Source organism: Streptomyces sp. NPDC104307 (assembly GCF_055584045.1).
Genome location: NZ_JBVJMU010000005.1, coordinates 333,421 through 355,024, shown reverse-complemented (window position 1 = coordinate 355,024; position 21,604 = coordinate 333,421). Strand labels below are relative to the sequence as shown.

At 70.7% G+C, this 21,604-nt stretch carries 15 protein-coding genes; 9 read left to right on the top strand and 6 right to left on the bottom strand.

All coding sequences use genetic code 11. The features are described 5' to 3' along the window. The first annotated feature begins 32 nt into the window (after nucleotides 1–32). From dhbC to ACZ601_RS16730, 3 genes are all read left to right on the top strand, one after another. Entirely contained in the window at nucleotides 33–1,238 is a 1,206-nt protein-coding gene (dhbC, locus tag ACZ601_RS16740) for an isochorismate synthase DhbC (RefSeq protein ID WP_469538270.1), read from the top strand. Next, nucleotides 1,235–2,860 carry a (2,3-dihydroxybenzoyl)adenylate synthase gene (locus tag ACZ601_RS16735; RefSeq protein WP_469538267.1) on the top strand — a complete coding sequence of 542 codons (1,626 nt, stop codon included), beginning with the start codon at nucleotides 1,235–1,237 and terminating at the stop codon, nucleotides 2,858–2,860. The genes dhbC and ACZ601_RS16735 overlap by 4 nt, the downstream gene beginning before the upstream one ends. Before the next feature lie 72 nt (nucleotides 2,861–2,932). Further along, nucleotides 2,933–3,565 (top strand): isochorismatase family protein, encoded by a 633-nt coding sequence (locus ACZ601_RS16730; RefSeq protein ID WP_469538264.1) that lies wholly within the window; start codon nucleotides 2,933–2,935, stop codon nucleotides 3,563–3,565. Between the two features lie 63 nt (nucleotides 3,566–3,628). Here ACZ601_RS16730 and ACZ601_RS16725 read toward each other — a convergent pair whose 3' ends face one another. Further along, nucleotides 3,629–4,591 carry an NADP-dependent oxidoreductase gene (locus ACZ601_RS16725; RefSeq protein ID WP_469538261.1) on the bottom strand — a complete coding sequence of 321 codons (963 nt, stop codon included), beginning with the start codon at nucleotides 4,589–4,591 and terminating at the stop codon, nucleotides 3,629–3,631. A 333-nt stretch (nucleotides 4,592–4,924) separates the two neighbouring features. Here ACZ601_RS16725 and ACZ601_RS16720 point away from each other — a divergent pair, with 333 nt between their 5' ends. Both ACZ601_RS16720 and ACZ601_RS16715 read left to right on the top strand, forming a co-directional pair. Further along, on the top strand, nucleotides 4,925–6,106 hold the full coding sequence (locus tag ACZ601_RS16720; RefSeq protein ID WP_469538258.1) for a PP2C family protein-serine/threonine phosphatase: 1,182 nt from the start codon (nucleotides 4,925–4,927) through the stop codon (nucleotides 6,104–6,106). Between the two features lie 81 nt (nucleotides 6,107–6,187). Beyond that, a complete protein-coding gene (locus ACZ601_RS16715) occupies nucleotides 6,188–6,304 on the top strand; it encodes a 50S ribosomal protein bL37 (protein WP_371632074.1) in 117 nt (38 codons plus the stop codon). A gap of 93 nt (nucleotides 6,305–6,397) precedes the next feature. On the opposite strand, the gene ACZ601_RS16710 is transcribed toward ACZ601_RS16715, so the two are convergent. The 5 genes from ACZ601_RS16710 to thpR form a co-directional block, all read right to left on the bottom strand. After that, nucleotides 6,398–8,620: a serine/threonine-protein kinase gene (locus tag ACZ601_RS16710; RefSeq protein ID WP_469538255.1), complete on the bottom strand. Its 2,223-nt coding sequence runs from the start codon at nucleotides 8,618–8,620 to the stop codon at nucleotides 6,398–6,400. A gap of 128 nt (nucleotides 8,621–8,748) precedes the next feature. Continuing rightward, entirely contained in the window at nucleotides 8,749–11,214 is a 2,466-nt protein-coding gene (locus tag ACZ601_RS16705) for a DUF7507 domain-containing protein (protein ID WP_469538252.1), read from the bottom strand. A 125-nt stretch (nucleotides 11,215–11,339) separates the two neighbouring features. Then, entirely contained in the window at nucleotides 11,340–11,693 is a 354-nt protein-coding gene (locus ACZ601_RS16700) for a MerR family transcriptional regulator (protein ID WP_469538249.1), read from the bottom strand. Between the two features lie 21 nt (nucleotides 11,694–11,714). Then, nucleotides 11,715–12,653 (bottom strand): aldo/keto reductase, encoded by a 939-nt coding sequence (locus ACZ601_RS16695; RefSeq protein ID WP_469538245.1) that lies wholly within the window; start codon nucleotides 12,651–12,653, stop codon nucleotides 11,715–11,717. 280 nt (nucleotides 12,654–12,933) lie between these two features. Next, complete coding sequence (gene thpR / locus ACZ601_RS16690; RefSeq protein WP_469538242.1) at nucleotides 12,934–13,512, bottom strand: RNA 2',3'-cyclic phosphodiesterase; 579 nt, start codon at nucleotides 13,510–13,512, stop codon at nucleotides 12,934–12,936. A 452-nt stretch (nucleotides 13,513–13,964) separates the two neighbouring features. Here thpR and ACZ601_RS16685 point away from each other — a divergent pair, with 452 nt between their 5' ends. The 4 genes from ACZ601_RS16685 (at nucleotide 13,965) to ACZ601_RS16670 (ending at nucleotide 21,510) form a co-directional block, all read left to right on the top strand. After that, entirely contained in the window at nucleotides 13,965–15,008 is a 1,044-nt protein-coding gene (locus ACZ601_RS16685; protein ID WP_440573803.1) for a substrate-binding domain-containing protein, read from the top strand. A 97-nt stretch (nucleotides 15,009–15,105) separates the two neighbouring features. Then, nucleotides 15,106–16,692 (top strand): sugar ABC transporter ATP-binding protein, encoded by a 1,587-nt coding sequence (locus tag ACZ601_RS16680; RefSeq protein ID WP_469538239.1) that lies wholly within the window; start codon nucleotides 15,106–15,108, stop codon nucleotides 16,690–16,692. Beyond that, nucleotides 16,689–17,726, top strand: coding sequence for an ABC transporter permease (locus ACZ601_RS16675; protein WP_440573805.1), 1,038 nt, complete (start codon nucleotides 16,689–16,691; stop codon nucleotides 17,724–17,726). The genes ACZ601_RS16680 and ACZ601_RS16675 overlap by 4 nt, the downstream gene beginning before the upstream one ends. A gap of 475 nt (nucleotides 17,727–18,201) precedes the next feature. Further along, on the top strand, nucleotides 18,202–21,510 hold the full coding sequence (locus ACZ601_RS16670; RefSeq protein ID WP_469538234.1) for a GH92 family glycosyl hydrolase: 3,309 nt from the start codon (nucleotides 18,202–18,204) through the stop codon (nucleotides 21,508–21,510). Nucleotides 21,511–21,604 lie beyond the last annotated feature (94 nt).

The following is a 21,604-nucleotide window of genomic DNA, read 5'->3' as shown; positions in this document are numbered from 1 at the left end:
CCCACTGACGGAACATCGAGAATGGAGTCCCTGTGCCGACGGCATCCCAGGTCGCCACGCACGTACCCCCGGCCGATCCGGCCCACCCGGCCGTAGGCGCGGCCACCTCGCTGCTGGACGGCTACCGGCCCGGTGACCGTTTCCTCGCCACCCCCGGCCGCACCCTGCTGGCATCCGGTACGGCACGCCCCGTGCCGCACGACAGACGGCCGCTCGACGAGCGGGTGACCGCGACCCTGGCCGAGGCCCGTGCGTCCGGGCAGGAATCGCCGGTGGTCATCGGCGCCGTCCCCTTCGACCACGAGTCACCGGCCGCCCTCGCCGTGCCGGCGGAGCTGCGGATCGCGCCGCCGCTCGCCTCCGACCCCCTGATCGCCCTGCCCGTCGGCATCTCCGGCTCCGCGAACTGGCGGATACGCCCGGTGCCGGCACCCGAGGTCTACGGAGCGGGCGTCGCCGCCGCGGTGGAGCGCATGTGGCGCGGGGAATTCAGCAAGGTGGTGCTCGCCCGCACCCTCGAACTCACCTCCACCGAACCGCTGGACCTGCCCGCGATGCTCCAGCGGCTGGCCCGCCGCGACCCGGTCGGCTACACCTTCGCGCTGCCCACCGGCCAGGGCCGCACCCTCATCGGCGCCAGCCCCGAACTGCTGGTCTCCCGGCATGGACAGCAGGTCGTCGCCAATCCGCTCGCCGGGTCCACCCCCCGCAGCAGCGACCTGGCCGAGGACGTCCGCCGCGCCGCCACCCTGCTGGAGTCCGTGAAGGACCTGCACGAGCACGCCGTCGTCGTGGACGCCGTCCACCAGGCCCTCGCTCCGCACTGCGCCGAGCTGACCGTCCCGGCCCGGCCGACCCTGATCCGCACCGCCACCATGTGGCACCTGTCCACCACGGTGACCGGAACGCTCTCCTCCCCCGACATCTCGGCCCTGGCGCTCGCGTGCGCCCTGCACCCGACACCCGCGGTGTGCGGCACACCCACCGCGACGGCCCGTCAGGTCATCGCGGAGACCGAGCCGTTCGACCGCGGCTTCTTCACCGGAGTGGTGGGCTGGGGCAACGCCGGAGGCGACGGCGAGTGGGTCGTCACGATCCGCTGCGCCGAGGCCGAGGAGCGCACGCTGCGCCTCTACGCGGGCGCCGGCATCGTGGCCGCGTCGGAGCCGGAGGCGGAGACCGCGGAGACGGCGGCCAAGTTCCGTACCTTCCTCAGCGCTGTGGGGGCCGAGCTGTGAGCCCGCACGACGCACCCACCTGGCCGGCCGATTTCGCCGAGCGGTACCGGCGGGCCGGCTGGTGGCGCGGAGAGACGTTCGGCTCCATGCTCCGGGAGCGCGCCGAGGCGCACCCGGACCGGATCGCCGTGGTCGATCCGGCCGCCGGAAAACGCTGGAGCTACGGAGAACTGGACCGGCGCGCCGACCGGCTGGCCGCGGGCCTCCTCGCCCGGAACATCACCAAGGGCGACCGGGTGGTGGTGCAACTGCCCAATATCGCCGAGTTCTTCGAGGTCGTCTTCGCGCTGTTCCGGATCGGCGCACTGCCTGTCTTCGCCCTGCCCGCCCACCGTGAGACGGAGATCTCGTACTTCTGCGAGTTCACCGAGGCGGTCGCGTACGTCATCCCGGCCGAGCACGAGGGCTACGACTACCGCGAGCTGGCGGCGAAGGCGCGCGCGGGCGCCGGAACGCTGCGGCACGTGTTCGTCGCGGCAGGCGACCCCGGCGAGTTCGAAGCGCTGGCAGACATCGCGGAGAATCCGGTCGGCTACGGCGCCCCGCGCCCGGACGAACTGGCCTTTCTCCAGCTGTCCGGCGGCAGCACCGGCGTTCCCAAGCTGATTCCGCGCACCCACGACGACTACATCTACTCGCTGCGCGGCTCCAACGAGATCTGCGGCGTCGACGAGACGAGCGTCTACCTCTGCGCGCTGCCCGCCGCCCACAACTTCCCGCTCTCCTCCCCCGGTTCGCTCGGCACCCTCTACGCCGGCGGGCGCGTGGTGCTGTGCCCCCGGCCGTCCCCCGAGGCCGCCTTCCCGCTGATCGAACGGGAGAAGGTCACCATCACCGGCCTGGTCCCCCCGCTCGCCCTGCTGTGGACCCGTGCGGCCACCACTACCGCGCACGACCTCAGCAGCCTGGACGTCCTGCTGGTGGGTGGCGCCAAGTTCAGCGAGGAGGCGGCACGGCGGGTCCGCCCGGCGCTCGGCTGCACCCTGCAGCAGGTCTTCGGAATGGCCGAGGGCCTGGTCAACTACACCCGGCTGGACGACCCGGTCGAGACGATCGTCACCACGCAGGGGCGGCCCATCTCGCCGGACGACGAGATCCTGGTCGTGGACGACGAGGACCGCGAGGTCGCCCCGGGCGAGACGGGTCACCTGCTGACGCGGGGGCCCTACACGATCCGCGGCTACTGGCGGGCGCCCGAGCACAACGCCCGCTCGTTCACAGAGGACGGCTTCTACCGCACGGGCGACGTGGTCCGCGTCACCGGAAGCGGTCACCTCGTCGTCGAAGGACGCGCCAAGGACCAGATCAACCGGGGTGGCGAGAAGATCGCCGCCGAGGAGGTGGAGAACCACCTCCTCGCCCACCCGTCGGTGCACGACGCCAATGTGGTGGCCGAGCCCGACCCGTATCTGGGCGAACGCGTCTGCGCGTACGTGATCCTGCACCCGGGCGAGGGCCCGGTGAAGCCGGTGGACATCAAACGTTTTGTACGGGAACGGGGGCTGGCCGCGTACAAGGTGCCGGACCGGGTCGAGTTCGTGGAGACGTTCCCGCAGACCGGCGTCGGGAAGATCTCCAAGAAGGAACTGCGGACCGCCGCGGCCGCCGCCCCGGCCGTCTGACCCCCTCCGCCGGCCGCCCGGCCCTCTCCCCGAACCAGACGAACCTGACGAACCCGAACGGAACCCAGCACCATGGCCCTGCCCGCCATCGCCCCGTACCCCATGCCGAGCGCGGAGGAACTGCCCGCCAACCGGGTCGAGTGGACCGTCGACCCCGCACGCGCGGTACTCCTCGTCCACGATCTGCAGAACTACTTCCTGTCCGCCTACGACCGCCGGTCCTCACCCGTCCCCGAACTGCTCGCGCATGTGGCCCAGTTGAGGAAGGAGGCGAAGCGGCTCGGCGTACCGGTGCTGTACACCGCGCAGCCCGGCGGGCAGAGCCCCGACGAGCGCGGCCTGCAGCAGGACTTCTGGGGTCCTGGCCTGCCCGACGACCCGCACGCCGCCGCCATCGCGGACGACATCGCGCCCGACGATGACGACGCGGTGCTCACCAAGTGGAAGTACAGCGGCTTCGTGCGCACCGATCTCCTGGAGCGGCTGCGCGAACAGGGCCGGGACCAGATCGTCATCACCGGCGTCTACGCCCACATCGGCGTCCTGATGACCGCGTGCGACGCCTGGATGCAGGACATCCAGGCCTTCGTGGTGGCCGACGCGGTGGCCGACTTCTCCGCCGGGGACCATGCGATGGCACTGCGCTGGGCGGCCGGCAAGTGTGCCGTCGTCACCAGCACCCGAGCCGTGTTCGAAGGAGCCTGACCGGTCTGCCGTGTGCCGGCGTCGTCGGGCTGCCCGGCGACGCCGGCCGGCCCGGCGTACGTGTCACTGGGCCCCGGGCGCGGGGCCGTCGACGAGCAGCACGAGCTTCCCGCGCGCGTGGCCGCCCTCCCCGGCCCGGTGCGCCTCCGCGACCTCGGTGAGTGGGAAGGTCTCCGCGACCGGGAGGGCGAAGCGCCCGGACTCGATCAGCTCGCCGATCCCGCCGAGCGCGTGCAGCGCGCGTCCGACGTCCCCGCTGCTGAACCGGACCCCGTGCTCCCGCGCGCCCATGAAGTCCGCGAGCGTCACGACGTTCCCGGCGCCGCCCGCCAGCTCGGTCAGCTCGGGCAGGACACCGCTCCCGGCCACGTCGAGCGCGAGGTCGACGCCGTCCGGTGCGAGCGCGCGGACCCGCTCGGCGAGGCTCTCGCCGTAGGCGACCGGCTCGGCCCCCAGCGAGCGGAGATACCCGTGGTTCGCCGGACTGGCGGTGCCGATCACGCGTGCGCCGCGCACCACGGCGAGCTGTACGGCGGCGCTGCCGACGCTTCCGGACGCGCCGCTGATGAGCAGCGTGCCGCCGCCCCCGGGCTCGCCGTCTCGTCCCGCCCCGGCGGCCCTCGCCCCCACACCCAGCTGGTCGAGCGCCCGGGTGGCCGTCTCGACGGCGGCCGGCAGCGCGGCGGCCGCGGCGAAGCCGAGCGACGGCGGAACCGGCGCCCAGGCGGACAGCACCGCCAGCTCCGCCTGGGCCACCCCGTCGGCGGAGAAGCCGAACACCCGGTCACCGACGGCCAGGTCCGCGACGCCCGCACCGAGCTCGTCGACGATGCCCGCCGCCTCGTAGCCCATGGTCTGCGGGAGCTCCTGGTCCATCAGCCCCTGGCGCTTCTTCCAGTCGCTGGCGTTGATCCCGGCCGCGCGCACGGCGATCCGGACCTGCCCCGGACCCGGGTGCGGATCGGGAAGATCCACGATCTCCAGGACCTCCGGGCCTCCGAACCGGCTGAAACGGACTGCCTTCATCGTGCGCTCCGATCTCGACTCAGGTGTCGCGGCCGCCGCCCGTCCGGCAGCGTCCAGGTCTCGTCCGCCGGGCCGGACCGTCAAACAGCCCTGGTCAGGGCCGTCCCGGCCGGTGGCGGCCGGACTCCGCGAGAACAGTCGCCAAGGTACGCGACGGGTACCCGCAGCTCTGCCCCGGCCGGGCACCGCACCTGCGGCGCCGCTGCTCCGAACAGCGGCGCCGCGTGTGCGGCCCGGGATATGTCCCAGCAGAATCGTGCACGCCGCGCATCGCCCGCGTCCGCCGGGTGTGCGGGACGCAGGCCGTCCCGGATCGCGGCGAAGGGAGCTGACGTGTGGTCCTCCGAGGCCGCTGACGGCCTGCTGGGCGAGTTCCTCGCCGATCCGGCCAACTCGACGCTCGACCTGGCCACCGCCGCGGCGCGCTGCTCGGAGGCGCTGGGGCTGCGGCAGTCCGTGGTCTATCTCTCCGACCTCCAGCAGCGCCTGCTGGTCCCGTTGACCCTCAGCACCTCTCAGCTGACCATCGACGACTCCCTGGCGGGCTGGGCCTACCGCACACAGTCCCTGCGGGTCGAGGACTCCGGCACCGGGCAACTGATCGCCTGGCTGCCCCTCCTGGACGGGGCGGAACGGCTCGGGGTCGTCGCCGTGCACTCCCCCGGCCTGGACCCGGTCACCCTGCGCCGCGCCCGCACACTGGCCTCGCTGCTCGCCATGATGATCACGTCGAAGCGCTCCTACAAGGACAGCTTCGTACGGCGCACCCGGACCGAACCGATGCGGCTGCCCGCCGAGATGCTGCGGGCGTTCCTGCCGCCCCGGACGATCGGCACGGCGTCGGTCGTCTCGACCGCGGTGCTGGAGCCCGCCTACGAGATCGGCGGGGACGCGTTCGATCACGCGCTGACCGAGACGACCCTGCACGCCGCGATCCTCGATTCCATGGGGCACAATCTCGCCTCCGGGCTCACCACGGCCGTCTCCCTCGCCACCTGCCGCAACGCCCGCCGCACCGGTGCCGACCTGCCGCAACTCGTCGAGAGCGTCGATACGGCACTGGCCACCTGGCTGCCCGACCAGTTCTGTACGGGCGTGCTGCTCCAGCTGGACCTGGCCGGCGGAGTACTGCGCTGGAGCAACTGCGGACACCCCGCCCCGCTGCTGATCCGGGAGCAGACACTGGTGCCGGGCGCGATGGAACGCGACCCGGAACCGCCGATGGGCCTGCTGTCCACGCTGAGCGCCGCGACCCGCCAGGTGCACCGCATCTCGCTGGAGCCCGGGGACCGCGTACTGCTGTACACCGACGGGGCGACGGAGTCCCGCATGCGCAACGGCACCGAGTTCGGCCTGGAGCGTTTCGTCGACTACGTCGTGCGGGCCTCGGCCGCCGGTGAGCTGGCACCGGAGACGCTGCGCCGCCTCATCCACGCGATCCTGGACTCCGGCAGCACGGGCCTGCGGGACGACGCGACGATCCTCATGTTCGAGTGGCGGCCGCCCCTCTCCTGACCGACGGCCGAGGGGACACACCGGATGTTTGACATCGTTTCCGTGGGTAGGGGCACAGCGATCGCAGCGGAACGCATTCCGTTGGATACTGAGGCAGAACGGCAGATCAAGGAGATATCCATGTCCTCGAAGCGACGTCGCAAGAAGAAGGCCCGCCGCAAGAACAGCGCGAACCACGGCAGCCGTCCGCAGACCTGAGAGCGGGCCGGGATATGGCTCCGGGGGTGGCGCGTGCCACCCCCGGAGCCATATCCCGGCCCGGAAGACGCCCGGTGGCAGTGCCGCCGGGCGTCAGCCCGACTTCGGCGGGTGCTGCGTGTCGAAGGCGAAGAGGGTGTTCTTGTCCGCGGCGACGACCAGCGCCCGCCCCACGACGGTCACCCGCGGGTCCGCGCCCGACTCGCCCGTGAGGCCGTCGGCCTGCGGGTCCGTCGACCACAGGGCCTTGCCGTCGGACGGTGACAGCGCGACGACCCGGCCGGTGGCCGAGCTGAAGTACAGCGCGCCGCCTCCCGCGACGGGCCCAGACGCGCCCTCCACGTTCGTCTGCCGAGACCACTTCTCCCGGCCGGTGGCGGGGTCGAACGCGGTGATGAGCCCGGTCTGGCCGCTCACGCAGAGAGTGCCGCCGGCCATGCCGGGCGTTCCCTCGTACGTCCTGGCCAGTGCGGAGTACGTGACCTTCCGCGAGCGCGGGTCGACCCGCGCCACGCCCCGGTAGCCGACCGTCGCCGTGCCCTCCCGGCGCTCCTGGAGGAGGACGAGCCTGCCGTCGGCGGCGCCCACCGGAACGGCCGGGCCGTCGACCTCGATGGGCCTGCCCAGCGTCCCCGAGGCGCGGTCGACCGTGTACAGGGTGGGGTGGCGCACATCCAGGTCGTCCACCTCCGTGTTCGTCGCACACATCGCCATCAGCCGCGGGCCGGCCTCGACGGGAGCGCACTGCGTACCCGAGGGGAACGGCGTCGTCCAGACGGTCTTCCCGCTGTGCGCGTCCCGGGCCTCGAAGCGGGAGCCGGAGGAGTCGACCGTCACGACGGCGGATCCGGCCACGACGGCGTCCTGGGTGCGGCCCGTGACGGCCGTCGACTGGGCGCCGGAGGGCACGGACCACAGCTCGCGGCCGGTGTCCGCGTCGAGGGCAACCACCTCGCTGGGCGGGCCTTGCGGGGCGTCCTGGTCCGCGAAGCGGTAGCCGAGTACCGTGTCGTCGGTGGCGCCGACCAGGTGCATGCCCTGAACGGGCACTCCCGGGCTCTTCGCCGTCCACACCCGCGAGCCGTCCTGAGCCCGGACGCGGGTCGCGACCACGCCGCCGCCACCGCAGAACAGCGCCTCGCCGCGCGAGACACACCGCAGTTCGTCCGAGATGTCCGCACGACCGCTCGGCACGGTCCTGTGCCACGGCCGGAAGCCGGCGGGGAGCGCGGCACCCGGCGCCGCGACGGTGGTGCCCCTGCCGTCGTCGCCGCCGGCACCGAGGCCGCCCGCGTTCAGTGCGGCGGCTCCCCCGCCGATCGCCGCGACCGCGACGGCGGCCGCGAGCACGGGGCGCCAGTTACGGCGCAGCCGGCCGGCGACTGGGCTGCCCGTACCGGGACCTTCCGGGCCGGACGACGCCCCGGTGCCACGCGTCGCGAGGTGGGCCTGGGTGATCACGTCGCGGGTGCGGCCCGTACCGGCCCCGTTCGCCTCGGTGCCGCCGAGGTCGGCGGGCAGGTCCCGCAGCAGCACGAGGAGCTCGTCCGCCGAGGGGCGCTCTTCGGGATCCTTGCCCAGGCACGATTCGACGACCGCGCGCAGGGCCGCCGGCACGGCGCCCAGCGACGGTTCCTCGTGCACCACCTGGTACGCCGTCATGTACGGGCTGTCCGCGTCGAACGGCCCGTGTCCCGTCGCCGAGTACACCAGCAGTGTCCCCAGCGAGAAGACATCGGAGCGCGGCCCGACCCCGCGCGGGGCCTGGAGCTGCTCCGGAGACATGAAGGGCGGCGTCCCGATGACCCGCCCCGTCATCGTCAGCGTCTGCTGGTCCGCGGCGCGCGAGATGCCGAAGTCGATGACGCGCGGGCCCTCGGGCGAGAGCACGACGTTGGAGGGCTTCAGGTCCCGGTGGACGACGCCCACCCGGTGGATGTCGCGCAGCGCCTCGGCCAGTCCGATGGCGAGCAGCCTCAGCTCCGCCCCGTTCAGCGGGCCCTTCTCCGCGATGTGCTGGGCGAGCGTGTGCCCCTCGATGTAGGTCGTCGCCATCCACGGCTGCTCGGCCTCCGGGGCGGCGTCGACCACGGCGGCGGTGAACGCGCCGCTCACCCGCCTGGCCGCCGCCACCTCCTGCCGGAAGCGGATGCGGAACTCGTCGTCCCCGGCGTACTGCTGGTGGATCAGCTTGATGGCGACGGGCCGCCCCGAACTGGTCCGGCCCAGAAAGACCGTGCCCATGCCACCCGAGCCGAGCCGCGCCTCCAGCGGATAGCCGCCGATCTCGGCTGGATCACCTCCGCGAAGCGACACTCTCCCCGACCTCCCGTCCCCCGTGCACCTCTGACACCACGGGCCTGCGTACCTGTGCTGCACACAAACTAGTCGCAAGGTGGCCCACCGGAGCAAAGCGGGGGACGAAAGGGGAGCTCAGAGCTGGTTCACAGCCGGGTCCGGGTGCGACGGGAACGCACCGTCAACGCGGCCTTCAGCAGCAGACCGGCGCCCGCCAGACCGGCACCGCCGGCCAGGAGCGTCGTTCCCGCGCCGGTATCGGCGAGGTGGCCGCCGCCGTGGTGGGTGTCGTGACCGGGGTGCGGCGCGGGACTCTTGGTGTGCGTCGGTGTCGGGGTGGGAGTGGGAGTGGGCTTGTGGCAGCCCTTGTCGTGGCACGGTTGCGGCTTGTGGCAGCCCTTGTCGTCGTGGCACGGGTGCGGCTTGTGACAGCCCTTGTCGTCGTGGCACGGGTGCGGCTTGTGACAGCCCTTGCCGTGACACGGTTCCTTGCCCTTGACCGTGAGTGTGACGTCGTCGGGCGGCGAGGTGACCTCGGTTCCGCCGGCCTCACCGCGCGCGGCGGCCACGTTGATGACGGTGCCGCGGGCCGCGTCCGCCTCCGTGACGGTGTAGGTCCCGGTGCAGGTGGTGGTGGCTCCCGGCGCGAGGGTGGTGGACCGGCAGGTGACGTCCGGTACGAGATCGTCCGTGACCGCGATGTCCGTCAGCGGGGTGTCGCCTGTGTTGGTGACGGTATAGGTGTACGTCACCTCGTCACCGGCCCGGTACACCCGGGTGTCGTCGGCCGACTTCTCCAGGCGGAGGCTCAGCTCGGACCCGACGACCACGGTGACATCGTCGGGCTCCGAGACGACCGGGGTCTCACCGGCCTGCCCCTGCGCGGTCGCGGTGTTGGTGACGGACCCCTGGGCCGCGTCCGCGTCCGTGACGGTGTAGACGCCGGTACAGGTGGTGCTGTCACCCGCCTGCCCGGCCGGCGCCAGTGTCGTCGCACCGCACGTCACATCGCTCACCCGGTCGTCGGTGACACCGACCCCGGTCAGCTGCTCGGGCCCTGTGTTGGTGACGGTGTAGGTGTACGTCACCTCGTCGCCCGCCCGGTACACCCGGGTGTCGTCGGCCGACTTCTCCAGCCGCACACCGGGCCCGGCCCGGACGGGCAGCGTGACGTCGTCGGGCGGTGAGACGACCGGGGTCTCACCGTCCTTGCCCTGTGCGGTGGCGGTGTTGGTGACGGAGCCCGCCGTGCCGTCGGCGTCGGTGACGGTGTACGTACCGGTACAGGTCATCGTCTCGCCCACACCGAGCGTGGTCCGGGGGCAGCTGATGTCCGTGACCTTGTCGTCGGTCACGTTCACGTCGGTCAGCGGGACGTTGCCGCTGTTGGTGGCCACGTACTCGTAGGGGACTTTGGTGCCCGGGGTCAGCGGTGAGGGCGGCGGCGGCTCCTGGGACACCTGCTTGACGAGGTTGAGCTGGGGCAACGCGGCCGCCGGGTGAACCGTGAGGTTACGGATCAGGTGGACGTCGGTGAAGAGGCCGGTGGACGCGGCGAAGCCGAACTTGTACGTGTCCGGCACGGGCTGCGGGGCCGGAGCCGAGAGCACCTGCCGACTGCCGCCGCCGTCATGGAAATCGATGGAGACCGTGATCACCGGATCGGGGGACGGGGAGATCTCCACGGTCACGGTGCGGCGCGACGGCTCCAGCAGGGCCTCCGCCTCGTCCGGGGTGGAGCCGGGCGGGATCGAGGCCGTGGGCCCGTGCAGCTGCCCTGGCAGGGTGGAGGGCCAGGGCCCGGTCGTCGAGTGGTTGCTGGTGGTGGCGTCGAGGAAGCAGTACCCCTCTGTGCCGTCCCCCGGCCCCCGCAGCGTCACCATGTTCTGCCCCGGTGCGGGGATACGGAACGAGGTGCCGGCCGGTGACCGGGTGGCACAGCCGTTGCCGCGGTGCTCCCAGTCCCCGAAGTAGTTGCCGAGGACGTCCAGACCGACCCCGAGATAGCCCCGGTTGACACCCGGCAGGAACGTATTGCCGGGGTTGTCGTCGGGCAGCTTCTGTGCGTAGCCGAGGCTGCCGCCGAAAGCTCCCGGCGAGGTCAGTGACGCCGCGCCGTCGATGAGGAAGAAGGAGATTCCGTCGGCGGGAGGGTTGGTCGTTCCGCCGTACTGCCACTGGTCGAAGCTGGTGACCAGCCCCTGGTTGGCGGGCAGTGCGTGGTTGTAGAGGACCGCTGCCGACTGGTCGTTCGATGCGTCGGTCAGGCGCAGGTAGCCCTTCGGTGCCGCGTTGTCCGGCGGCACCGGCCCGGTCGCGCCGGCGGGACATCCCGAGAGGGGATGCGTTCCAGGTCCGGCGGCCGGGCCCTGCGGGGCACCGGTCAGACACGCGGGTCCGAACGCCTCGAACCCCGCCTGCGCTTCGGCTCCGGTGAACGTCTCGTCGATCAGTGGGACGCCCACGGGCTGTGCGGCGGCCATCTGCCCCGGCAGGCCCAGCCCGGCAGCCGCCAGGCCGAGCACGCCGAGCCCGGTGGCGGCCCACCGTTTCGCCGGAGTGCGTCTGGCACCGGTACGCGTCGCGCGGAATGCTCTCAGACTCAGACTCATACCGAGCAAAGTACGTAAATAATAAGATCGCAGGCATATGACATACCTCGGGCCTCTGCTCCGCCACTCCATTGGTTGCACGGACCGGAACCGGCAGCGAGCCCTTCGCACTCGACTGTGGCAGCTCAGCTGTAGTAGGCGATCTTCCCGTCGAGGACCTCCATGGCCCGGCGCAGCGCCGTCACCCGCCGCTCCAGCTCGGCACGGTGCTCGCGCAGGAAGGCGACCCGGTCCCGCGCGGGGTGCTCGGCGCGCAGGATGGCGACGAAGCCCCGCAGGTCCGCGATGCCGAGGCCGGCCTCGCGGAAGCAGGTGACCAGGCCGATCCAGAAGACGTCGTCGTCGGTGTACTCGCGGCGCCCGCCGGAGGAGCGCCGGATCGGGCCGATGAGCCCCTCGCGTTCGTAGTAGCGCAGGGTGTCGATGGAGACGCCGGTGCGCTCTGCGGCTGTCGCGGGGGTGAGGGCGGTGGTGGTCATGGACTCTCTTTCCGGCTGCTGCTACCGCGCCTGGGCGAAGCGCTCCACGTGGTCGTCACCGAGCCGCACATCGCGTGCGGCGAGTGCCTGCTCGATCTGCTCCACCCGGCTCACGCCGACGATGGGATCGATGCCCTGCCGCATCAGCCAGGCCAGGACGACCTGATTCGGAGAGGCCGAGACGTCGTTGGCCGTGTCGTCCAGGACCGAGAGCACCCGGGTGTTGCCGGGGTGATCATAGGGCTCCGGCAGCGGCTTGTCCGCCCGCACGTAGGAACCCCACATCAGCGCGGTGTACGCCCACACGGTGAGCCCCTGATCCTGCGCCAGGTCCAGGTCATCCGCGGTGAGCAGGCGGTGGCCGGCCTCCGCGAGCGGGGTGAGGGGGCGGGGCTGGACGAGGGAGTGGCGCAATTGGAGGGCCGTCCACGGTTCCACGCCCTGCTCCTGTGCGAGTGACCGGGCGCGCTCGACCCGCCATGCCGCGTGGTTCGCCGCGCCGACCCGTAGCGCCGTTCCCTTGGCGACCAGTTCACCGAAGGCGCCGACCGTCTCCTCCAACGGCACGCCCCGGTCCTCGGCGTGGGCCCAGAGCAGGTCGACGTAGTCGACCCCGAGACGCCCGAGGCTCTCCTGCGCTCCGGCGCGGACGGCGTCGGCGGAGAGCCCTTCGGCGCTCTGCGGCCAGGAGTGCGCGACGAGCGGGTTCTGCCGGACCTTCGTGGCGATGCGCACCGCGTCGCGGGCGCCGGGGCGGGCCCTGAGCCAGGCGCCGATGACGCGCTCGCTGGCGCCGCCGACGCCGCTGGGGTCGGCCCAGAAGGAGTAGCAGTTCGCGGTGTCGAGCCAGACACCGCCGCCTGCGACGAAGGCGTCGAGGATCGCGAAGGCCTGTTCGGGGGCGACGCGGGTGCCGAAGTCCATGGTTCCGAGGACGATCTGAGGAGCTGTGGTGTTCATGCCCTCCACTCTCGGATCTGGAGCGCGCTCCAGGTCAAGTACCTCTGTGGGAAAGGTTCTGCGCCTAGGTCGTGTCCGCAAAGTCCCGCCTGGCCCGTGACGCCTGGCACGCACTCTCGCCGCACCGGCCGAAATCCCAAGTACATCCAGTACGAGGGATGTCGGCCGGCACGCCGAGAAATGGGGTCTCCCCTGGTCGAGCGAAGCCGAGAGCTTGGGGAAGCACCAGACGCCACGGGCCACGCCCTCCGGGCGTACGACGGGACTTTGCGGACACGACCTAGCCCCCGAAGGCCCATGCCTCGATGTCGCGGTAACGGATCGGCGCGGTGCCCCGGCCGGCGTTGCTGCCGACCAGGTGCAGGCGTCTCGCCGGCCACGGGCTGCCGGTGAATCCGGCGAGCCGGGAGGCGATCTCCGCCGCCCCGGACCGGTCGTCCCGCCGTGCGCGGGCCAGCGTCAGATGCGGGCGCAGCGGCCGGTCCTCGAACGCGACACCGCAGTCCCTGACCAGGGCGCGTACGTCGGTGGCGAGCGTCCGCAGCCCGTCCAGGTCCCCGTCGATGCCGCTCCACAGCACCCGGTCGTCGAACGTCCCGCTGCCGCGCAGTGCCAGTGAGAGGGGCCGGCGGGCCGCCGCGAGCCCGGCCAGCGGCGGGCGCAGGAGCGGGAAGGTGGAGACGGGGAGCTCCCCGAGGAACGCCAGGGTGATGTGCCAGTCCTCGATGCGGTTCCAGCGCATCTGGGGGTGCGTGTCGTAGGCGGGGCTGAGTTCCCGGGCGAGTTCGTCTTTCGCGTGGTCGGGCGGGGCCAGGGCGATGAACACGCGAACGGTCGTGGGCTGAGTCTGTTCGTTCACACCGAACTTCGTACCGCATTCCGACCGGTTGTGGCGAAGGCCGGCTGTAGCGAAGGGGCTCAGCGGAGTCCGCGACCACCCGCGCCGGCGCGAGGACCAGGGTTTCACCGTCGACCGGTCCAACAGCCGATTCCCGCTGATTGTTTCCTTATACGCTCTCGGAACGTCTGGGCGTGCCACCGGCATCGATGGCACGCTCGGACGAACTGGGAGCTTTTCCCCGCCTGTTCACAGATTCGGCCGGGGAACATCACAGGCGTATTTCAACCCGTCACGCCTCTTGACGCAGAGGAAACCGCGTTATGTTATGCAGTTAAACGTTTGAATGTGTTTGATTTCGACGATTCCGGTTCCCTACCGAGGCACCCTCAGCCCGCAGCCTCCCCCTTCTCTCGAACCGGCCTCCGCGCGACTGTGCAGCGGGGGCCGCTGTCAGTACTAAGGAGCCCCTGATGTTCCGTTCCACCCCCAGCCGTGCGGCCGCCGCCACCGGCCTCCTCCTGGCCCTCGGCCTCAGCTCAGCGTGTTCCTCGGGCAAGGAGTCCACGACCGACGACCAGGGCGGCGGCAAGGTCAAGGGCGCGATCTCGCTCACGTATCTGCAGAAGCAGGGCGACCAGGAGTACTTCATCGGCGAGGCCGCGGGCGCGAAGGCGAAGGCGAAGGAACTCGGCATCGGCCTCAAGGTGGTGAACCTGGGCAACGATGCCAACAAGACGGTCAGTGAAGTGCAGTCGGCCATCGCGCAGAAGACGAGCGGCGTCATCATCGTCGTTCCGGACCCGGCCGTCGGCCCGCAGGTCGTACAGACCGCGAAGGAGGGCAAGGTCGCGCTGCTGACGTCCGACGACCAGATCTGCGCCTCTGGACCCGACCCGGCCAAGTGCGGCAAGGACGATCTCGTCCCGCGGATCGGATTCAGCGGTGCCCAGATGGGCGGGGAGGTCGGCAAGCGCGCCGCCGCCGAGTACAAGAAGGCCGGCTGGAAGGCCGCGGACACCCGCATCATCTCGGCCTGGAAGCAGGACGTCACCGTCTGCGGCGACCGGGTGGTAGGGGCCAAGAAGGCGTTCCAGGCCGCCGTTCCCGGTGTGAAGACCATCAACGTCCCCACCGACAACACCCCCACGGGCGCGCAGGACAAGATCGCCGCGACGATCACCGCGAACTCCAAGGTGAAGAACTGGGTCGTCTGGGGCTGCAACGACGAGAACGTCATGGGCGGCGTCACCGCGCTCGCCAACGCGGACGTCAGCCCCGACAACGTTATCGGGGTCGGGCTCGGCGCCTATCTCGCCTGCAAGGAGTGGCAGTCCGACAAGCCGACCGGCATGAAGGCGGCCCTCTTCATCAACGGCAAGGACGTCGGCGCGCTGGCCGTCCAGACGATGTACGACAAGCTCAAGAAGGACAAGAAGTTCCCCGCCGAGGCCTTCGCCCCCACCACCATGGTCGACTCCACCTCGTGGAAGGGCGCCGGAGTCACCTGCAGCTGAGTGCTCCCGGCGGGCGGCCGCGACACGCTGCCGCCCGCCGGTGACCCCACCGCGCTTCCGACCTTGCCTGCACCACGCCATCGAGGTGAACCGACCCATGACCCCAGCGCAACACCCGGCCGCCGCACCGGAACCCCCCGGCGGCCCGGCGGCGCCCCACCCCACTCCCGTCGCCGTGTCGGGCCTCACCAAGCGCTTCGGCCCCGTGCAGGCACTCGGCGGCGTCACACTCGACTTCCCCGCCGGACAGATCACCGCGCTGATGGGTGAGAACGGCGCCGGCAAGTCCACCCTCCTGAAGATCCTCACCGGTGACCACCAGCCCACCGAGGGGAGCGTGGTCATGGACGGGGAGGACATCACCCTCGACTCCCCCGCCCGCGCACGGGCCGCCGGAATCCGGATCATCCCGCAGGAACCCGAGATCATCCCCCATATCTCCGTGGCGGAGAACGTCTACGCCGGCGCCCTCCCCCGCAAGCGCGGACGGGTGCTGGACCGGGCCGAACTCAACCGGCGGATCAGGGCCGACCTGGACCGGCTGGGCTTCGCCCACGTCCTGGACCCCGCCCTGCTCGGCTCCCAGCTCACGCCCGCCCAGCGCCAGTTGGTCGAGATCATGCGCGCGCTGACCGGTGCCACGACCGCGCGGCTGATCGCCTTCGACGAACCGACATCGTCGCTGTCGGAGCACGAGGTGGACGCCCTGTTCACCCTCATCCGCCGGCTGCGCGACGAGGGCATCGCCATCGTCTACGTCTCGCACCGCATGCAGGAGATCTTCCAGCTCGCCGACCGCATCGCCGTCCTTCGCGACGGCAGCCTGGTCGGCGTCCAGGACGCCGGCGCCACGAACGAGGGTGAGCTCGTGCGCCAGATGGTCGGCCGCGACCTGTCCGCCGGGTTCGTACGCCCGCACGTGGCGACCGACCGCCTGGTCCTCGATGTCCAGCACCTCACCACCGACGACGTCACCGACATCTCGCTCCAGGTCCACGCGGGCGAGGTCGTCGGCCTCGCCGGGCTGATCGGGGCCGGCCGCTCGGAACTGGCCCTCGCGCTCGCGGGCGACCTGCCCGTCCGCGAGGGCACGGTCACCCTCGACGGCACGCCGCTGCGCAGCGGCCGGCCGGGCGAGGTCATCAGCGCGGGTCTCGGACTGGCGCCCGAGGAACGCAAGGCCCAGGCCCTGTTCCTCCAGCAGTCCATCAAGGACAACACCTCGCTCGTGATGCTGGACCGGCTGCGGCGCTTCCGCTTCGTCCGGCGCACGGCCGAACGCCGCCTCGCGCAGGAGTACACCGACCGGCTCCGGGTCCGGGCCCCGTCGATCGACCACGAGGTGCGCAAACTGTCCGGCGGCAACCAGCAGAAGGTCGTCCTGGCCCGCTGGCTGGCCCGCAAGCCGAAGGTGCTGGTCCTCGACGAGCCGACCCGCGGCATCGACGTCGGCGCCAAGGCGGAGATCTACCAGATCATCGCCGACCTGGCGGCCGAGGGGGTCGCGTTGCTGGTCATCTCCTCCGAGCTTCCCGAACTCCTCGGCCTCGCGGACCGCGTGATTGTGATGCAGAACGGCCGCATCACGGGCGAACTCGACCGCGGTGAAGCCACCGAAGAATCCATCCTCCAGCTCGCCATGGCCGATGACATAGTCGGCACCGCCCCCGGAGCCTCCTCATGACCCTCACCAGTTCCCCCTCTCCGTCCGTGAAGGGAACCCCCGACGACAGCCCCGCGCCGCGCCGTTCGAAGATCCTTGGCGGCCTGGGCGGCCAGAACGTCAGCCTGATCGGTGCGCTCGCCGTCGTTCTCATCCTGTTCGGCGTCCTGAACGACAACTATCTGAGCCTGTCGAACATGCAGGTCATCGCCGAAGCGGCGACCATCACCGGACTGCTCGCGATCGTGCAGACCGTGGTCATCATCTGCGGCGGTCTGGACATCTCGGTCGGCTCGCAGGTGGGCGTGGCCTCGGTCGTCAGCGCCATGGTGTTCACCTCAGCGGGCTCGAACGCGTTCCTCGGCATGGCCGCGGCCGTCGGCGTCGGTGTCCTGATCGGCGCGCTGAACGGCCTCGTGATCGTCTACGGCCGGGTCAACCCCACGATCGCCACCCTGGCGGGGCTCGCGGCCTACAAGGGCCTCGCTCAGCTCCTGTCGGACGGGCGGGCCCAGGGCTACGTCCTCAACAACGACTTCTTCATCTTCCTCGGGCGCGGCAAGATCGCCGGTCTGCCGGTCATGGTCTGGATCCTGATCGTGGTGGCCGTCATCGTCCACCTGCTGCTCAAGTACACCGACATCGGGCGCAACCTGTACGCGATCGGCGGCAACGACACCGCCGCCCGCCTGGCCGGTATCAACATCAACAAGTACCTGATCTGCGTCTACGCCCTCATCGGCGTCGTCGCCGCCATCGCGGGCATCCTGCTGACCGCCCGCACCGGCTCCGGCCAGCCCACCTCCGGCAGCGAGGGCCTCGAACTCAAGGCGATCACCGCGGCGGCCCTGGGCGGCGCCGCGCTCAAGGGCGGCAAGGGAGGGATCGGCGGCACCCTGCTCGCCGTGGCGCTGCTCGGTTGCCTGGAGAACGGGCTCACCGTCCAGGGCATCAACACCTTCTGGCAGAACGTCGCGCAGGGCGCGCTGCTCGTCATCGCCGTCGTCATCCAGCAGCGCCGCAGCGGTGAGAGGGCTGTCGGGCTGCCTCACTGACCGCTTCGGCCGTCGCCGCGCCGGCCGGGGCGGCGACGGCTCGCTCAGCGCGAGGAACGCCGGACGTACGTCGTCACCAGTCGCTCAGCGGCGGCCGACCTCGATCCGGATCAGGCCGCGCCTGCGGATGGCGTGGAACCTGCCACGTTCGTCCACTGCGGCTCGCGGGGTGCCGTACCGGTCCGCGTCGAGCGCGACCGGTTCCGTACGCGCGAACGTCCTGCGGTCGTGGCGGACGAGGCCCGAGCCAAGTGACGCAGGAGTAACCCCTTGCAGGGGTGGAGGAGACGATCTAGCGTCACGTTCGGTGCATGACAACGATGTCTACGAGCAGGCGCACGACGGGAGTGGTATGCAATCAACGCGATACGCACCGGCCCGGAGCAGTTCGACGGCGCGGCGTCTGAGAAACCGGCTGGGGACGGCCGCGCTCTGTATCGCCCTCGCTGCCGCGGGATCTGTCACCGGGACTGCCGTGAGCGCGGTTGCCGCCACGCGCTCCGCGGTGTCCGAGGCGACTCCGGGCGCGGGGACCGATCTGACGAAGCTGGTCAATCCGTTCATCGGGACCGAGAACGAAGGGCTGACCTTCCCCGCCGCGGGCGCGCCGTTCGGGCTGGTGCAGGAGAGTCCGTTGATGAAGACATCCGGTGGCACGGGGTGCGACAAGGAGTCGTCCGACACGGTCATCGGGTTCAGCCAGACGACGATCAACGGGTGCCGGTTCAACTATCTGCCGATGATGCCCACGACCGGCGCGGTGACTTCGACCGATCCGGCACAGTACGCGTCTGGCTTCAGCCATGAGAACGAGACGACGGGACCCGACTACTACCGGACGAAGCTCGACAGGTACGGCGTGACGGCCGCCCTGACGGCGACCGAACGGACCGGGTGGCAGCAGTACGAGTTCCCTCGGACGAGTCGGGCGAACGTGATGTTCAACGCCGGTGCCGGCGTGACCGGTTCCGAGATCCACGTCGTCGGTGACCGGACGGTCGAGGGCTGGGTCGAGGATTCCAAGAAGACCTACTTCGTCGCACAGCTCAGCCGGCCGTTCACGTCGTACGGCACCTGGAAGGGCGCCGACCGGAGCCCGGGGTCCCGTACGTCGGCCGCCAAGGGTTCCAACGGGGCGTGGGTGTCGTTCGACACGAGGAAGAACGACACGCCTGTGGTCGCCAAGGTGGGGCTCTCCTTCACCGGGCTCGGCGGCGCCCGCAAGAACCTCTCGGCGGAGACGGGGAAGTTCGGCTTCGACTTCGACGCCGTGCACAAGGCGTCGAACACCCAGTGGAACTCGATGCTGCACAAGGCCGCGATCGGTGGCGGTTCGCACGACCAGCAGGTCGCGTACTACACCGCGCTGTACCACTCCATGGTTGATCCGAACATCATCGGTGACGTCGACGGCCGGTACGTCGGAGCCGACAAGAAGATCCACACCGCCAGGGACTACACCCCGTACAGCAACCTCTCGCTGTGGGACACCTACCGGACGCAGAACAAGCTCCTGGAGATGCTCGTTCCAGAGGTCGCACACGACATCGATATGTCGATCCTGGCGATCGCCCGGGAGGGCGGGGCGCTTCCACGCTGGTATCTGGAGAACGAGGAAGGCAACATCATGACCGGCGACCCGGTCACGCCGTTCCTGGTCGAGGGCTGGTCAAAGGGGCTACTGACCGGAGCGGACGCCCAGGAGGCGTACAAGTACCTCCGGGCGAACGCGACCGAGGTGCCGCCCGCCGACGTCCGTGAGAACGGGCGGGCCGGAGCCGCGTACTACGCGGAACGCGGATACATCCCCTACGGCCTCAACGTGAAGTCGAGCGCCGACTGCGACAGGGGAACGAGCGGCAACTGCTGCCCGACGAAGTCGAACGACAACGACTGCTACTACGGGACGTCGGCCACCTTGGAGTACGCGGCTGCCGACGCGTCGTTGGCCCTGATGGCGAAGGGGCTCGGCCACACGGCCGACGCCAAGATGTTCGCCAGGCGCGGCCAGTCGTACAAGAACGTCTTCGATACGAGGACCAGCCAGTTCCGGCCCCGCACCGCGTCCGACGGCACCTGGCTGACCCCGTACGACCCGGTCACCAGCGACCACGCGTTCCACGAGCAGAACGCGAGCCAGTACCAGTGGTCGGTGCCCCAGGACCCGGCGGGGCTCGTCGGCATGCTGGGTGGCAAGGACGCGACGAACAAGCGGTTGAACGACTTCTTCGCCTATGACGACCTCCTGACCGACCCCGCGGGGACCGCGCGCACGGCCTGGGTCATGGACCCGTACAACTACTACGGCTCCACGAAGTACAACCCGAACAACGAGCCGAACCTCATCGCGCCGTACCTCTACGCGTGGACGGGGCAGCCCGGCAACACCGCGACCGTGGTCAAGGCGCAGGAGACCCTGTTCACGAACAGCCCCGGCGGCATCCCCGGCAATGACGACATGGGCGAGATGTCCGCCTGGTACGTGATGTCGTCGCTCGGGCTCTACCCCACGACCAGCGGCGGCAACTTCGACGTCATCACCACGCCGCAGTTCCCCAACGCCCAGGTACGGATCGGTAATTATGGGAAGACGCAGGGCGGGACTCTGACGATCTCCGCGCCCGGCACCAGCATGGCCAACCGCTACATCGCCTCCGCGAAGGTGAACGGCAAGGCCTGGGACAAGGCATGGGTCGCGCAGGCCGACATCGCCCACGGCGGGCGCATCGACTACGCCCTGAGCACCGAGCCCACCGCGTGGGCGACGGCCGCGAAGGACGCCCCGCCGTCGATCAGCACGGCGCCGAATCCGCAGCATCAGCTCAGCGCCGGCGTCGGGCCGGAGCAGGTCGTCATGGAGCCCACGGCGGATCACGCCTCGCGGCAGCAGGTGGACCTGACGCTGCTGGCCACGGCTCCGCACACCGCGCGGGTCACCGTGACCGCGAAGGCGCCGAAGGGATGGTCGGTGTCACCGTCCCGCGCGACGGCGAAGGCCGACTCGAACGGGCTCCCCGCCCAGCTGGACAGGCGATTGCGGATCACCGCACCGGCCGGGACCGAGGCAGGCACCTACAAGGTGACCGTGACCGCCGAACTCCCCGGAGCCGCGCCGGTCAGGAAGACAGTGGGCGTCGCGGTCGAGAAGGCCGGCAACTGCGCCATCAAAACGGCCACTTCATGCGCCGTCGACCTGAACGACACCTACAACAACGACGGCGTCGCCACGCTCGCCGCACCGGGCCAGGGAGACTTCGACGGCACGGGTACGAGCTTCGCCGCCGACCAACTGCCCGCACCGGGACCGGTCGCCTTCGGTGGGGTCACCTACCAGGCGCCCAGGACCTCCGGCACCAGCGAGAACTTCGTCAAGTCCACCGGGCAGGCGATCGCCCTGCCCTCCGGCGACTACCACAGCCTCCACATCGTGGGCGCTTCCGACAACGGCAGTACCGGCGCCGCGTCGGCCACCGCCGTCGTCACCTACACCGACGGCAGCACCGCGACCGTCCCGCTGGAACTCACCGGTTGGGCGAACAAGGCTCCGGACTTCGGCAACGCCGTCGCGCTGACGACCGCGTACCAGCTCAAGGCCGGAACCGGGAAGACCGACACCAAGGCATCGCTCTACGAAACGACCGTCCCACTGGAGTCCGGGAAGAAGGTCCGGTCCCTCTCCCTGGCAACACCATCCGTGCCGGCATGGGTCGCACCCGGGTCCGGAGGACTCGACTGGCAACGCAACAGCGACCTGGAGATCTACGCGATGACCTTGGAGCACTGACCGGTCACAGTCACTCCTGTACTCCTGCCACACAGATTCGCAGCGATCGACGGAGGCCCGGTGCGCACCAGCACCGGGCCTCCCATGATCACGG